Raw genomic sequence first — 14346 nt, forward strand, 5'->3', positions numbered from 1 at the left:
GGTTTAAATGATTAGTATGCTTTCTTGATAAAGTCAGGCTAAATCACAGAAAGACGTGAACCTATAACGGGTATTGATGAGACTGAAAACTGCTTAACATGCCGCCAGCAAGAAACGGGTCGGGACGCAGACAAGGCTGCGCCCCCATAATTATTTCTGGCCGTACCAGGCATTTTCACCGTGCTTACGCAGATAATGCAGATCAAGCAGGGTTTGCTGAATCGGCGGAAGACCGGCAGTGAGTTGCTGGCTAAACAATCCCATGTAGGCCACCTCTTCCAGCACCACCGCACTGTGCACCGCCGCATGTGCATCTTTGCCCCAGGCAAAAGGACCATGCGAGTTTACCAGCACCGCTGGGATGGCGGTCGGGGAAAGCCTGCGTTGTGCAAAGGTTTCAATAATCACCTCACCTGTATTCCACTCATACTGGTTCTTGATCTCTTCGTCACGCATTGCTCGCGTGCAGGGAATTTCACCGTAGAAATCATCCGCGTGCGTGGTGCCCCAGGCAGGAATCGGGCGGCCTGCCTGTGCCCAGATGGTGGCGTGGCGGGAATGCGTATGGACAATTCCGCCAACCTCGGGCCAGGCTAGATATAGCGCCCGGTGCGTTGCGGTGTCGGATGAAGGGCGTTTCTCACCTTCAACCACCTCACCGGTGGCCAGATTCACCACTACCATGTCCTCAACTTTCATCACATCGTAGCTGACGCCGGAAGGTTTAATCACTAACAGGCCTTGCTCACGGTCAATGGCGCTGACGTTTCCCCATGTAAAGGTGACAAGGTTATATTTGGGGAGATCCAGGTTAGCTTCCAGAACCTGTTGTTTAAGATGTTCCAGCATTTTTTTCTCCTGCTGAGAAGGGTCTTAATATTCTGCTGAGCAGGCAGGAAAAGCGTTATGGAGCAAATGGCTAAAAAGCAGCGGAAAATGGCTGTGAATGAAAAATTGTGCTGCGAATTAAGAATTATCTATCTTCGGAAATTCTTCAAAATGAATAGAATTCTGTCAGGCATCCGACAGGTCCACCTGTTGATGATGCTTTTCAGCCGCTACAAACAGATCGTCCATGGTGTCTGGCGTTTTTATACCAAAAGGGATGCGGTAATAATGCGACACAGGCGGCCTGAAAAAATTTCACAGCTATACTTACTGTGTTGCCTCTGCATACACAATAAAGGAGAAGTTTATGACAATTACAATGAAAAAAATGACCGCTGTTGTATTAGCAACCACGCTGGTTATGGCGTTAAGTGGCTGTTCAAACTGGTCTAAGCGTGACCGTAACACCGCAATCGGTGCAGGTGCCGGTGCAATTGGGGGTTCTGTATTAACCAACGGCAGCGCGCTGGGTACCGTCGGCGGTGCAGCAGTGGGTGGTATCATCGGTCATCAGGTTCACTAAGAACCGCATTACAATAAATAATAACGGCTACGCAGCGCATCTACATAACAAGCCGGGCTACTCTGTAGCCCGGTTTTTTTTATCCACCCGCCAGTTTGACCTTCATCCCTTTGGCTTCCAGCAGGCTTTTTAATAAATCACGTTTGTCGCCCTGAATTTCAATCACACCCTCTTTCACCGCGCCGCCGCAACCGCATTTTTTCTTCAGTTCAGCGGCCAGTTGATTCAACGCTGATTCATCCAGATCCACGCCGGTAATAAGGCAAACGCCCTTGCCTTTTCGTCCGCTGGTTTGGCGCTGGATACGGACAATTCCGTCACCTTTAGGACGTTCTGCCTTTGGCTCGGACTGAGTAAGGCGACCTGCGTCCGTAGAATAGACTAAAGGGTTATCACGGCTCATTTTACCGTCTCCAAATCCTGCAGTAGCGCCTTAAGCGTCGCTGCGGGGTCCGCGGACTGAGTAACAGGACGTCCTATTACCATATAATCCACGCCAGCAAGCCGGGCCTGTTGCGGCGTCATGACGCGACGTTGATCCCCTGCGTCACTACCCAGGGGCCGGATTCCTGGCGTAACAAGCGTGAAATCATGACCGATGACCTGTTTGAACCGCGCGGCTTCCTGTGCCGAACAGACCACGCCATCAAGTCCGCATTCGTGCGTCAGTTTTGCCAGTCGCTCAGCCTGCTCTGCGGGTGACACGGTGATGCCAAGGCCCAATAAGTCATCGGCATCCATGCTGGTCAGGACGGTAACGGCAATCAGCAAAGGCGCCTGCTGACCAGATGGCAGCAGCGCTTCACGGGCGGCATTCATCATACGTGCCCCGCCGCTCGCGTGAACGTTCACCATCCAGACACCGAGATCGGCGGCGGCGGCAACCGCACGAGCGGTAGTATTAGGGATATCGTGAAATTTCAGGTCGAGAAAGATGTCGAATCCACGCTGCTGCAGCGTTTTCACAAGTTGCGGGCCAAACAAGGTGAACATTTCTTTGCCCACCTTCAGGCGGCAACTGCCCGGCTCTATCTGATCGACAAAGTGCAGCGCGCTATTCATATCGTGGTAATCAAGCGCCACTACCACCGGCGAAGTCTGAGATAAGGCCATGCTATTTCCTCTGCAGTAGGCACCTGCTGGCGCGTTAGACAAACGGCACGCATTCTACCTGCCTGCTTTTCGCATCACAATCCCTGTTGTTCTGCTAAGCGATATGCGCACGGAGCTGGACTGTTATTTTGAATAAAGCCAATAGCATGTTGTAACTAAAAAGCAGCAACCGACGCCAGCGCTTCGGGGCTATTGTCCATCGAGTCCGCGAATCGGTTTAACGGATGACCAGGTCCGGCATGAAGGACAGTGCCAGTAAAGCGCATGCGCCGTGAAGCCACATTTGTGGCAGCGATAGCGTGGCTTGGTGCGGATTTGTTCGCCAACCAGATCGCGCAGCACCATCAGGCTTTCTTTTGCACGCCCATCTTCTGCCTCGTGCAGGTGAAACTCCATCAGGCGATGAAAGACGCGCATATTGGGGTGACGTTGTAACTGATGATTGATGTAGTTTTGCGCGGCTTCGGCGCCCTGCTGCCGCTCCAGAATCTCTGAAAGATAAAGCTCCGCTGCAGCACCTGTATTCTCGTCAACACAACGCTTAAGGAATTCTGCCCAGGCATCAGGCTGGTTGAGGCGCTGAAAACACGTCTCCAGCATTGGAAGCGTTTCACTGACCAGCTCTTTATCCTGATCCAGAACGCGCTGCAAATGCTCGACTGCTTTTGCGTACTCCCCTTTTTCCATCAGGATGCGGCCCATCATAATAGAGACGCGAGCGCTCTGCCGATCGGCCGACTCCCCCTTTTTCAGCAGCGTCATGGCCCTGTCGAGGTCGTCGCTGCTCATCGCCTGCAGGGCGAGTTCACAATAAAAGTGGGCAATCTCACCTTTCTGCCGGTCTTTACCCAGCTTCACCAACCGCTCGGCGACGTCAATAGCCTGCTGCCAGTCGCTTGTCGCCTGATGGATAAGCAGAAGTTGTTGCAGTGCGCCAATACGAAAATCCGTCTCATCCGTCAGCTGTTTGAACATGTCTTCGGCGCGGTCGTAAAGGCCTGCCGCCATGTAGTCCCGCCCCAGTTGCTGAATCGCTAACAGGCGCTGTTCGTAGCTCAGTGACGCGCTTTCCATTAAGGACTGATGGATGCGGATCGCGCGATCAACCTCGCCCCGGGAACGAAACAAATTGCCAAGCGTAAGGTGGGCTTCAACGGTGCCGCTGTCTTCCTTGAGCATATCAAGGAACAGATCGACCGCTTTATCTTGTTGATTGGAGAGTAAGAAGTTTACCCCCGCCACGTAATCACGCGACAGGCGGTTTGATTCCTGTTGCTTGTCCTGCTGCGCACTGCGTCTGCCCATGTACCATCCATAGGCAGCGGCGACAGGAAGTAACAGAAACAGCAGCTCTAACATGGAGGCTTATTCCTGCACAGCCGGCGGCAGCGTTTTACCACTTGTGCCTGGCGTGCTCTGATCGACCTGCGCCTGCAGACGCTTAATTTTACGCTGCGCATTGGCAAGAGAGACGCGAATACGTAACCAGAAGAGCCCGCAGATAACCCATCCCAGCAAAAAGCCAACACCAAAAAGGGTTGCCAGTAAGGTGGAGATACGGAAGTCGCCCTGCGCCAGCAGATAGTTAAAGGTGATAACCTGGTCGTTGTGCGCGCCAAGGGTCACGGAAATGATAAAAATGACCAAAACCACTAAAAAAATCAGCAAATATTTCACAGTGCATCCCGTTGTGAGGTAGTCGAAAAGAATTATGCCAAAATTACGGCAAAAATACTGCTCCTGGCAGCATCAGATGACGCGCTTTTGCTCAATCTCAAGATAAAGATATGGTGCTGAATGTTGCAATTACAATCCTTGCTCCCGTTCAGCGACCTCTTGCTGTTCTTCTGGCGGCAAGCTCAGTGGGCCACAGAAGCGTTGGGCGAGCCAGGTCGCCAGGACAACAAACAGCCAGGAAATGAAAGTGGCAACAGCCAGATCGCGCGGCCAGTGCATGCCCAGCAGCAAGCGACTGCCCATTACGGCCACGGCCCAGACGCCGACAAGCACGATGGTTTTATAATGCCGACGCGGCCATAACAAACCGATGACCAGCAAGGCCCAACTGGCGGCAAACATGGTATGTCCGGATGGGAAAGCAAAACCCGTTTCAAACGCCCAGTGTTTTTTCAGCCAGCCGGGAATGTGCGACTCATCCGCGATCAGCTCGGTGACGCGCTGGCCACGTTGCTCGCGGTTCAACTGGTAAAAGGTCTTATCATCCAGCCCGTGGGTTTTCTCCAGCCAGACAACATAAGGGCGCGGCTCCTGCACCTGCTCTTTGATAAAGGATTTCGTGTACTGGCCGGCTAAAATCGTAGCGTTCATGATCAACAGCAGCAGCAGCGCCGGTTTAAGCCTGAAACGCAGGCACCACATCACCCAGGCACTTAACACCAGGCTGGTCAGCATGCCCCAGGGCCGCGTGACCGTTTCCGTCATCCAGAACAAGATCTTAAGAAACGTATTACTTTCGCCAGGCTGCCACTGCCAACCGGACAAGCCGACCGCTACAGGCATAATGAGCAGCAGCACCATTCCGGCCAGCGTACGTTGAAAGATGTTAACCATCCCTTTTCCTTTCTCCTGGTGAAAACCTATAACAAAAGCATAACTTTAGCTTAAAAAAGAATAACATAACCTTTTCAGATTAGATAATCGTGCTTTATCACAACAATCGTTTACACAGATTAACAGCCTGCCTCGCGGTTGTGGCACAATATTCCTCGTTTGTCAGGCCGCATCGGCCTGTGCACTATTATGATGATAGTGCATCCTTTGAGGGTTCTGGAGAGTCACATGCAGCTTAAACGGGTGGCAGAAGCCAAACTGCCAACGCCATGGGGAGATTTCCTGATGGTAGGTTTTGAAGAACTGGCAACCGGTCATGACCACGTTGCTCTGGTCTTTGGCGATATTAATGATAATCAACCAGTGCTGGCTCGCGTCCATTCCGAGTGTCTGACTGGCGATGCGCTGTTCAGTTTGCGTTGCGATTGTGGCTTCCAACTTGAAGCTGCGCTGAATGCCATTGCGGAAGAAGGCCGTGGTGCACTGCTTTATCACCGTCAGGAAGGTCGCAACATTGGCCTGCTGAATAAAATTCGTGCCTATGCTTTACAGGATAAGGGATACGACACCGTTGAAGCCAATCATCAGTTGGGTTTTGCCGCTGACGAGCGTGACTTCACCCTGTGCGCGGATATGTTCAAGTTACTCGGCGTGAATGAAGTTCGTCTGCTGACTAACAATCCGCGCAAAGTCGAGATTCTCAGCGAAGCCGGGATTAACATTGTTGAGCGCGTGCCGCTGGTTGTGGGGCGCAACCCTGAAAATGCGCACTATCTTGATACTAAAGCAGAAAAAATGGGCCATCTGTTGCCTAAGGCCTGAATGAAACAGCCGGGTCGCCCCGGCTGTCTTATTAGTTAAGCATGTTGCGAATGACGTAGTGCAGGATGCCGTCGTTGCGGTAATAGGTCAGCTCATTACCGGTATCAATCCGGCAGCGCGTATCCAGCGTCTCTTTACTGCCATCAGCTCGCGTTAACGTAACCGAAACGGTACATCCCGGCTTAAGCTGAGACAGATTTTCAACGTCCACCGACTCATCCCCCTTCAGACCCAGGGTTTTACGCGTGACACCCTGTGGGAATTCCAGCGGTAAAATGCCCATACCAATCAGGTTGGAACGATGAATACGCTCAAAAGATTCGGCGATAACCACGCGAACGCCTTGCAGACGCGGCCCTTTCGCAGCCCAGTCACGGCTGGAACCCGACCCGTACTCTTTCCCCGCAATCACTGCCAAAGGTACGCCCTCAGCCTGATATTTCATCGCAGCATCGTAAATGGCCAGTTGTTCACCGCTGGGATAGTGTTTGGTATAGCCACCTTCAACGCCGGGCACCATTTCATTTCGAATACGGATGTTGGCAAACGTACCGCGCATCATCACTTCGTGGTTGCCACGACGTGAACCATAGGAGTTAAAATCATTGCGCTCAACGCCATGCGACAGCAGATAACGACCCGCCGGACTTTCGGCTTTAATGCTACCGGCAGGCGAAATGTGGTCGGTGGTAACCGAGTCGCCAAGGATCGCCAGCAGGCGCGCGCCATGAATATCTTTAACCGGTTTAGGTTCCTTCTCCATGTCATCAAAGAAAGGTGACAGACGAATATAGGTGGAACCTTCATCCCAGTCATAGGTTGCCGCTTCACTCACCTTGATTGCCTGCCACTCTGGCGTGCCGTCAAAGACCTCCGCGTACTCCTTATGATACATATCGCTGGTCACCTGCTGTACGGCGGTCGCAATCTCTTCAGGTGACGGCCAGATATCTTTCAGGAAGACTGGCTTGCCATCACGATCCTGTCCAAGCGGTTCGGTTTGCAGGTTGATCTTCATATTACCTGCCAGCGCATAGGCGACCACCAGCGGTGGAGAGGCCAGCCAGTTGGTTTTAATCAACGGATGAATTCGCCCTTCAAAGTTGCGGTTGCCCGACAGCACCGCCCCCACCGTCAGGTCGCCTTCTTTAATTGCAGACTCAATTTCATCCGGCAACGGACCCGAGTTACCAATACAGGTGGTACAGCCGTAGCCCACCAGGTTGAAACCCAGTTTATCAAGGTGCGGCGTAAGCTGCGCGACGGCCAGATAGTCGGACACCACTTTGGAGCCCGGCGCCAGGGACGCTTTCACCCACGGCTGACGTTTTAAACCACGCTCTACCGCTTTTTTCGCCAGTAAGCCTGCGGCCATCAGGACGCTGGGGTTAGAGGTATTGGTACAGGAGGTGATCGCCGCAATAGCTACCGCGCCATCGGTCAGCGTATGCGTCAGCCCGGTTGCGCTGTCGGTGTACTCAACCTGCTTATGTGGTTTTTGTGCGTGATTGACTTCAAGTTCATTACTGGCGTCAAAAGCGGCAGGCACATCGCCCAGCGACACACGATCCTGTGGGCGCTTAGGACCGGCAAGGCTTGACTCTACCTCATTCATATCCAGCGCAAGGCTGCTGGTGAAAATGGGCTCGTCGCCAGCGTTGCGCCACAGGCCCTGACGTTTAGCATAGTGTTCGACTAACGCCACCTGCTCCGCATCGCGGCCGGTTAACGTCATATAGCTCAGCGTCACTTCATCAACCGGGAAGAATCCGCAGGTCGCGCCGTATTCTGGTGCCATGTTAGCAATGGTCGCGCGGTCCGCCAGCGGCAGGTCAGCCAGACCATCGCCATAGAACTCGACGAACTTGCCGACGACGCCATGTTTACGCAACATTTGCGTAACGGTCAGCACCAGGTCGGTCGCGGTAATTCCGGCGCGCAGTTTACCGGTGAGTTTGAAACCGACCACGTCGGGAATCAGCATGGAGACGGGCTGCCCCAGCATGGCGGCTTCGGCCTCTATCCCGCCCACGCCCCATCCCAGTACGCCAAGGGCATTAATCATCGTGGTGTGAGAATCGGTGCCGACTAACGTATCGGGCCAGGCATAGTTTTCGCCGTTAATTTTTTGTTGCCAGATAGCTTTACCCAGGTATTCCAGATTCACCTGGTGACAGATACCGGTACCTGGTGGTACGACACGAAACTGGTCAAAGGCCTTTTGGCCCCAGCGTAGAAAAACGTAACGTTCGTGGTTGCGTTCCATTTCCAGGCGCACGTTCTCTTCAAAAGCCTCATCGTCGCCAAAATGGTCCACTGTTACCGAGTGGTCGATAACCAGATCGACAGGTGAAAGTGGATTCACTTTCGCCACGTCACCACCGAGGCGATTAACCGCTTCGCGCATAGCGGCAAGATCGACCACCGCCGGCACACCGGTGAAGTCCTGCATTAATACACGTGCCGGACGGTAGGCAATCTCACGATCGGCATGGGCTGTTTTCTGCCAGTCGACGAGAGCCTGAATATCCTCTGCCGTAACAGAGTCGCCATCCTGCCAACGTAACAAGTTTTCGAGCAGGACTTTCATGGACTTGGGCAAGCGGTCAATGTTGCCCAGATGTTGTGATGCGCGAGGTAGACTGAAGATGTGATAGTTTTGATTATCTACCTGCAGTGTTTCCTGACTCTGCTCGCGTAGTGTTAACGACATAGCTCCTCCTTTATAATCATGGTCTTTAAACCTCAGAGACAACAAGGTTTAGTATAAAGATAGACCACTTTTCTGTTAACGTTTTGATTACAACACCAATTGCTACAATCTGACGCAAACAAAAATGCCTCGTAAAATTACGAGGCATTTTTTATAAACCGGAATCGTTATATTACAGGGCAGCCCAAAACGCGGTCATCCACACGGTAAAGGAGAAAGCATAGGCACTGAACCAGGTCATTTTAATCATATTCATAAGATTACTCCTGCGCCGAATGGGCAATAAAAAACCGTACAACCATCCTTTTTAAGGGATGTCATCTTTTATACTGCGTGTGAAAAGGGCTTAATTAAGCAGCCTGAATGACAGAAGATGTGTCTAAAAGAAAAGAGCGATGTTTAATTATTTTGCTTTCGGGTCCAGAAAAGACTCGATGAAATTACGTTGATGATCGTTTAAATCCCAGTTTTCGGGGATAGACACTTTTTCCGCCTTTGCAACCGGCTCTTTTGCTTTGTAGCCAGAGAGACGGTGCTGACGAGTGGTGGTCGTGTGCTTATGGCAGAGTGCGTTTGCCCACATGGCTTAACCCCAAATGCGCCAAATCATTAATGCTACAACAACCCAGAACAGCGCTGAGGCAGCGAATACAGTCAACCAGGCGTTGCGACGAGTGTTACCTGAGCGCTTAACCTTGGTGCTTTTAACCGGGAAACCCGGGTCTACAGTCAGTCTCGTAGTCATAGTTTTTGATAATCACTCTCAACAAAACGATTGATAACATCGATTAAGATTTAGGAAGAATCCTAAACCCGTTAAGGCCAAAAATCCAGTAATTTTTATTGCACAAAACGATTAACGCAATTTATCAAAACGGTTAAAATTACTTAAGTAACGATTAATTACTTATTATTAATAAACCTGAATCGCGGTCACAAAAATTTGAGTTAATTTAACTTTAGATCCAGCCATAACTAAACACCCCTTTATGCAGCCCCTGAATAAACGCTTTACCGTCAAGGCTTAACTGGAGTATGGGAATTATCCTGGCGAGTCGCAAAGATATCACGTCAAAAATGTGTCGTAATTCGCATTTAAGATACAGCAAACTTTAAACATGTGATCGACACAGCATTAACAAAAAAATAATAAAACTTTTCAACCTAAGCATGGCGCTAACGTTCAACCAAAAAAAAGGCTGCACTAAGCAGCCTGAGACTAATGGATTGCACCTACCGGTTACTTAAACGGCAGCTTTATATCCTTAAACATGGCTTCAATATCGTCGTTAGAACGCAGCGCCACCGCCGTATCCACCACATCGCGCGTCAGATGCGGCGCAAAGCGCTGGATAAAGTCATACATGTAGCTACGCAGGAAGGTGCTGCGGCGAAATCCAATCTTGGTAGTGCTGTTGATGAAGATTTCAGAGGCTTCAATTCTGACCAGATCTGGATCAGCGACAGGGTCCACTGCCATGCTGGCGATAACGCCGACTCCTAATCCCAGCCGGACGTAAGTTTTTATCACGTCCGCATCTGTCGCGGTAAAGACGATACGCGGCGTCAGGCCCGCGCGCATAAAGGCGGTATCCAGCTCTGAGCGTCCGGTAAAACCAAAGGTGTAAGTGACCAGCGGAAAATCGGCCAGTTCCTCAATGGTCACCTGCCCTTTGCCTGCCAGGGGATGATCGGGCGTGACGACAATAGCCCGGTTCCAGTGATAGCACGGCAGCATGATCAAGTCGTCGTACAGGTGCAGCGCTTCTGTGGCAATCGCAAAATCGGCATTACCCTTTGAAACTGCTTCGGCAATTTGCGTCGGTGACCCCTGATGCATATGCAGTGAGACGCGCGGATAGCGCTCGATAAACCCTTTAATAACGCCGGGCAGTGCATAACGTGCCTGCGTATGGGTGGTTGCCACATACAGCGAGCCTTTATCGGGCCAGGTATGTTCACCGGCCACGGACTTAATCGCATCGACTTTAGAGAGCACTTCACGGGCGATACGAATTATTTCTTCACCCGCTGGCGTCACCTGGGTGAGATGCTTACCGCTGCGGGCAAAAATTTGTACGCCAAGTTCATCTTCCAGCATACGCACCTGTTTACTGATCCCAGGCTGCGAGGTGTAGAGACCTTCTGCTGTCGACGAGACATTAAGATTGTGGTTAACGACTTCTACGATGTAGCGCAACTGCTGTAATTTCATATCTGTTTTTATCCTGGTCGGTTACAGAGTCGCATCCCCGGCTGACGTACTGTCGCCCAGGCGGGTGAAGTATGGCTGAGCAGTAAGAAGGGATCGGAAATGCTATAACCACTATAGCATTTTAAGTACCACTGTAGAACGGATTGATATAAGGCAAGAAAAAGGCCAGCGGGCGCTGGCCTTTAGGGGAATTACTTTTTCGCTTCCTGCCATTTGCCGTCAATATAGAACGCTGACCATCCTGTGGCTTTGCCTTCTTTTTCGGAAGCAACATACTGCTGTTTGGTTTTGCGGCTAAAACGGACCAGGGTTTTATTCCCTTCCGGATCGGTCGCTGGCGCCTCAGCAAGGTATTTCAACTTCTCAGGCAGGCGATCGTGGAAACGTTGCAGTTCCTCAACCAAGGGTGCCCGGGTTTCGCGTGATTTTGGAAACGTATTGGCGGCCAGGAAAACACCTGCAGCACCATCACGCAGCACGAAATAGGCATCCGACTTCTCGCACGGCAGTTCAGGCAAAGGTACCGGATCTTCTTTCGGCGGCGCGACGTCACCATTGCGTAATATCTTGCGCGTGTTTTTGCACTCATCATTGGTACAAGCCATGTATTTACCAAAACGCCCCATCTTCAGGTGCATTTCAGAACCACACTTTTCACACTCAACAATGGGACCGTCATAACCTTTGATTCGGAACTCGCCCTCTTCGATTTCATAGCCATCGCATTCAGGGTTGTTACCACAAACGTGCAGTTTGCGTCCGTTATCAATCAGGTAGCTGTCCATGGCCGTACCGCATTTCTCGCAACGGCGACGTGCGCGTAACGCGTTGGTTTCAGCATCATCGCCTTCCAGAATATTCAGGACTTCATTTTCAGGAATCAGATTGATGGTTTGCTTACAGCGCTCTTTGGGCGGCAGTGCATAACCTGAGCAACCAAGGAAAACCCCGGTGCTGGCAGTGCGAATGCCCATTTTGCGGCCACAGGTTGGGCAGTCGATGGTCGTTAATACCATCTGGTTAGGCTGCATCCCACCTTCTTCGGGATCTTTTTCCGCCTGTTCCAGCTGCTGACTGAAGTCAGAGAAGAAGCGATCGAGCACCGCTTTCCATTCCGCCTGATTGTTAGCGACCTCATCGAGGCTGCTTTCCATATGCGCGGTAAAATCGTAATTCATCAGCTCGCGGAAGTTTTCTTCCAGGCGGTCGGTGACGATTTCACCCATTTTCTCAGCATAAAAACGGCGATTTTCAGACCTGACATAGCCGCGATCCTGAATGGTGGAGATAATGGCAGCATAGGTTGACGGACGACCAATACCGCGCTTTTCCAGTTCACGCACCAGGGAAGCTTCACTGAAGCGCGCCGGTGGTTTGGTAAAGTGCTGGCTTGGCAACAACGCCTGCAGACTCAGTTCATCACCCACGTTAACCGGCGGTAATGTGCGATCTTCATCGTTCTTACGCAGTGCCGGCATAACTTTGGTCCAGCCATCGAAACGCAGCGTACGCCCTTTCGCTTTCAGTTTGTAATCGCCCGCGGCTACCGTTAGCGTGGTCGAATCATACTGTGCAGGCGTCATCTGGCAGGCAACAAACTGACGCCAGATGAGCTGATACAGCTTCTGTGCATCCGCTTCCATGTCTTTAAGTTGATCGGCCACAACCTCTACGTCAGAAGGACGAATCGCTTCGTGCGCTTCCTGTGAATTCTCTTTACTGGCAAAGGTATTAGCATTGTCCGGCAGGTATTTTTTACCGAAATTGCCGTCGATATAGCCGCGAACCATGGAAACCGCATCCTGACTCAGGTTGGTCGAGTCAGTACGCATATAGGTAATGTGGCCCGCTTCATAGAGTCGCTGTGCCATCATCATGGTTTTTTTTACGCCGAAGCCCAGGCGCGTACTGGCGGCCTGCTGCAGCGTGGAGGTGATAAAAGGTGCACCAGGCTTGCTGCTGGTTGGCTTATCTTCACGATCGGTAACCTCAAAACGCGCTTTTTCAAGCAGCGCCAGTGCGGCATGTGTCTGTTCGTGATTGACCGGACGGAAGGGTTTATCACCCGCGTGGGTGACCTCCATCGCCAGGTCGTCGCCCTTCGGTGTGGTCAGGTTGGCGTTGAGTTCCCAGTACTCTTCAGGAACGAAGGCTTTGATCTCGCGCTCGCGCTCGACCACTAATCGCACGGCAACCGACTGAACGCGACCGGCCGATAAGCCACGGGCGACTTTTTTCCACAACAAAGGGGAAACCATATAACCCACAACACGGTCCATAAAGCGACGGGCCTGTTGCGCATTCACACGGTCAATATTCAGCTCGCCCGGCGTTTCAAAGGCCTGACGAATGGCGTTTTTGGTGATCTCATTAAACACCACGCGGCTAAAGCGTTTGTCATCGCCACCGATCACTTCCCGCAGGTGCCAGGCAATGGCTTCCCCTTCGCGGTCAAGGTCCGTTGCGAGATAGATGTGGTCAGCGTTCTCGGCTAAAGCCTTTAGTTCAGCAACCACTTTCTCTTTATTTGGCAGAATCTGATAGTCCGCTTCCCAGCCGTGATAGGGATCGACGCCCATACGACTGACCAGTGCGGCCTTCTCGTCCTTCTTTACTTTTTTGACTTTTTTATCTGTCGAGGTTTCAGCACTTTTTTTGGCGGTTGAACCACTGGTCGGCAGATCCCGGATATGGCCCACGCTGGATTTCACCACGTAGCCACTGCCGAGGTATTTATTGATTGTTTTGGCCTTTGCCGGGGACTCAACAATAACGAGTGCTTTACCCATATTTACCTTTACCTAATGAATACGTCCTGCTCTACGGGAGAGGATTGGATGCCCAAAAACCCATGAGGTTCACTTTTGCTACGCCTGTTTTTCATTTCAGGTCGTGGGGCTCAATCTCTGGTCAGTGAAAACAGCTCATGCAACGTTATGATAAAAATCGCTTTTTCTCCCTGACTTAATCGCACTTCCCGGTGCAATATCCCTAGAATCTGAAACGCCCACACTGTACCTGATAAAATCTGTTACGCAACTTAATTAGCATCTGCTGTGAGTAAAGCCGCTTTTTTACCCCTCACGGCGGTTTGTCGAACAACGCGGTACGCAAGTAATATAGAAAGAATTAACAGACTGTCAAAAAGGAGCCGACACATGCACAATCAGACCCAGGGTATTTCATCTCAGGCACTACTGGAGATCGCCAATAGGCTGCTTGTACAACATGATGATTATCTCGCCGACATCAAAGCCGATGCGGTCAGTCAACAGGGTGATGTCCTCGTTTTCCGTGGCCCCTATTTTTTGGATGCGCAAGGACTGCCAACGGCAAAAACCACTGCCGTCTTTAATCTCTTTAAACACCTCGCGGTTGAACTGTCGCCCCGCTACCACCTGATATAAAAAAACCCGGCCTTGGCCTAATGCTGGTCACTTAAGGTGACCAGCCTTTTTTTTATCGGCATATTTCCGGGATCTTATTCGCAGCTCCCGCGGA

General features: G+C 51.4%; 14 protein-coding genes. 3 read left to right on the forward strand and 11 right to left on the reverse strand.

What is annotated here, in order from left to right; genetic code table 11:
• Positions 1 to 150: 150 nt before the first annotated feature.
• Positions 151 to 849, reverse strand: coding sequence for an L-ribulose-5-phosphate 4-epimerase (gene araD, locus NR177_RS08285; protein WP_256852641.1), 699 nt, complete (start codon positions 847 to 849; stop codon positions 151 to 153).
• Between the two features lie 346 nt (positions 850 to 1195).
• On the opposite strand from araD, the gene osmB reads away from it, so the two are divergent.
• On the forward strand, positions 1196 to 1411 hold the full coding sequence (osmB, locus tag NR177_RS08290; RefSeq protein WP_063879760.1) for an osmotically-inducible lipoprotein OsmB: 216 nt from the start codon (positions 1196 to 1198) through the stop codon (positions 1409 to 1411).
• A 79-nt stretch (positions 1412 to 1490) separates the two neighbouring features.
• On the opposite strand, the gene yciH is transcribed toward osmB, so the two are convergent.
• From yciH to pgpB, 5 genes are all read right to left on the reverse strand, one after another.
• Entirely contained in the window at positions 1491 to 1814 is a 324-nt protein-coding gene (gene yciH, locus NR177_RS08295) for a stress response translation initiation inhibitor YciH (protein ID WP_096010533.1), read from the reverse strand.
• Complete coding sequence (pyrF, locus tag NR177_RS08300; protein WP_256852642.1) at positions 1811 to 2524, reverse strand: orotidine-5'-phosphate decarboxylase; 714 nt, start codon at positions 2522 to 2524, stop codon at positions 1811 to 1813. The genes yciH and pyrF overlap by 4 nt, the downstream gene beginning before the upstream one ends.
• Positions 2525 to 2713: 189 nt before the next feature.
• Positions 2714 to 3883: a lipopolysaccharide assembly protein LapB gene (lapB, locus tag NR177_RS08305; RefSeq protein WP_063879763.1), complete on the reverse strand. Its 1170-nt coding sequence runs from the start codon at positions 3881 to 3883 to the stop codon at positions 2714 to 2716.
• 6 nt (positions 3884 to 3889) lie between these two features.
• On the reverse strand, positions 3890 to 4201 hold the full coding sequence (locus NR177_RS08310; RefSeq protein ID WP_256852643.1) for a LapA family protein: 312 nt from the start codon (positions 4199 to 4201) through the stop codon (positions 3890 to 3892).
• 129 nt (positions 4202 to 4330) lie between these two features.
• Positions 4331 to 5095 (reverse strand): phosphatidylglycerophosphatase B, encoded by a 765-nt coding sequence (gene pgpB, locus NR177_RS08315; protein WP_256852644.1) that lies wholly within the window; start codon positions 5093 to 5095, stop codon positions 4331 to 4333.
• A 228-nt stretch (positions 5096 to 5323) separates the two neighbouring features.
• On the opposite strand from pgpB, the gene ribA reads away from it, so the two are divergent.
• Complete coding sequence (ribA, locus tag NR177_RS08320) at positions 5324 to 5917, forward strand: GTP cyclohydrolase II (protein WP_256852645.1); 594 nt, start codon at positions 5324 to 5326, stop codon at positions 5915 to 5917.
• A 31-nt stretch (positions 5918 to 5948) separates the two neighbouring features.
• On the opposite strand, the gene acnA is transcribed toward ribA, so the two are convergent.
• The 5 genes from acnA to topA all read right to left on the reverse strand — a co-directional run bounded on the left by acnA (position 5949) and on the right by topA (position 13634).
• On the reverse strand, positions 5949 to 8630 hold the full coding sequence (acnA, locus tag NR177_RS08325) for an aconitate hydratase AcnA (protein WP_096010530.1): 2682 nt from the start codon (positions 8628 to 8630) through the stop codon (positions 5949 to 5951).
• Between the two features lie 403 nt (positions 8631 to 9033).
• Positions 9034 to 9213: a hypothetical protein gene (locus NR177_RS08330; protein ID WP_074181022.1), complete on the reverse strand. Its 180-nt coding sequence runs from the start codon at positions 9211 to 9213 to the stop codon at positions 9034 to 9036.
• A 3-nt stretch (positions 9214 to 9216) separates the two neighbouring features.
• Positions 9217 to 9375 (reverse strand): YmiA family putative membrane protein, encoded by a 159-nt coding sequence (locus NR177_RS08335; protein WP_074181023.1) that lies wholly within the window; start codon positions 9373 to 9375, stop codon positions 9217 to 9219.
• Between the two features lie 495 nt (positions 9376 to 9870).
• Positions 9871 to 10845, reverse strand: coding sequence for an HTH-type transcriptional regulator CysB (cysB, locus tag NR177_RS08340; RefSeq protein WP_063879768.1), 975 nt, complete (start codon positions 10843 to 10845; stop codon positions 9871 to 9873).
• Positions 10846 to 11036: 191 nt separating this feature from the next.
• Positions 11037 to 13634: a type I DNA topoisomerase gene (gene topA / locus NR177_RS08345; RefSeq protein ID WP_063879769.1), complete on the reverse strand. Its 2598-nt coding sequence runs from the start codon at positions 13632 to 13634 to the stop codon at positions 11037 to 11039.
• A gap of 369 nt (positions 13635 to 14003) precedes the next feature.
• Between topA and NR177_RS08350 the strand changes: the two genes are divergently transcribed.
• Positions 14004 to 14252, forward strand: a complete 249-nt coding sequence (locus NR177_RS08350; RefSeq protein WP_096010528.1) for a YciN family protein — start codon at positions 14004 to 14006, stop codon at positions 14250 to 14252.
• The last annotated feature ends 94 nt before the right edge of the window (positions 14253 to 14346 follow it).

The organism is Pantoea sp. Fr+CA_20 (assembly GCF_024520835.1).
Classification (GTDB): domain Bacteria; phylum Pseudomonadota; class Gammaproteobacteria; order Enterobacterales; family Enterobacteriaceae; genus Pantoea; species Pantoea allii.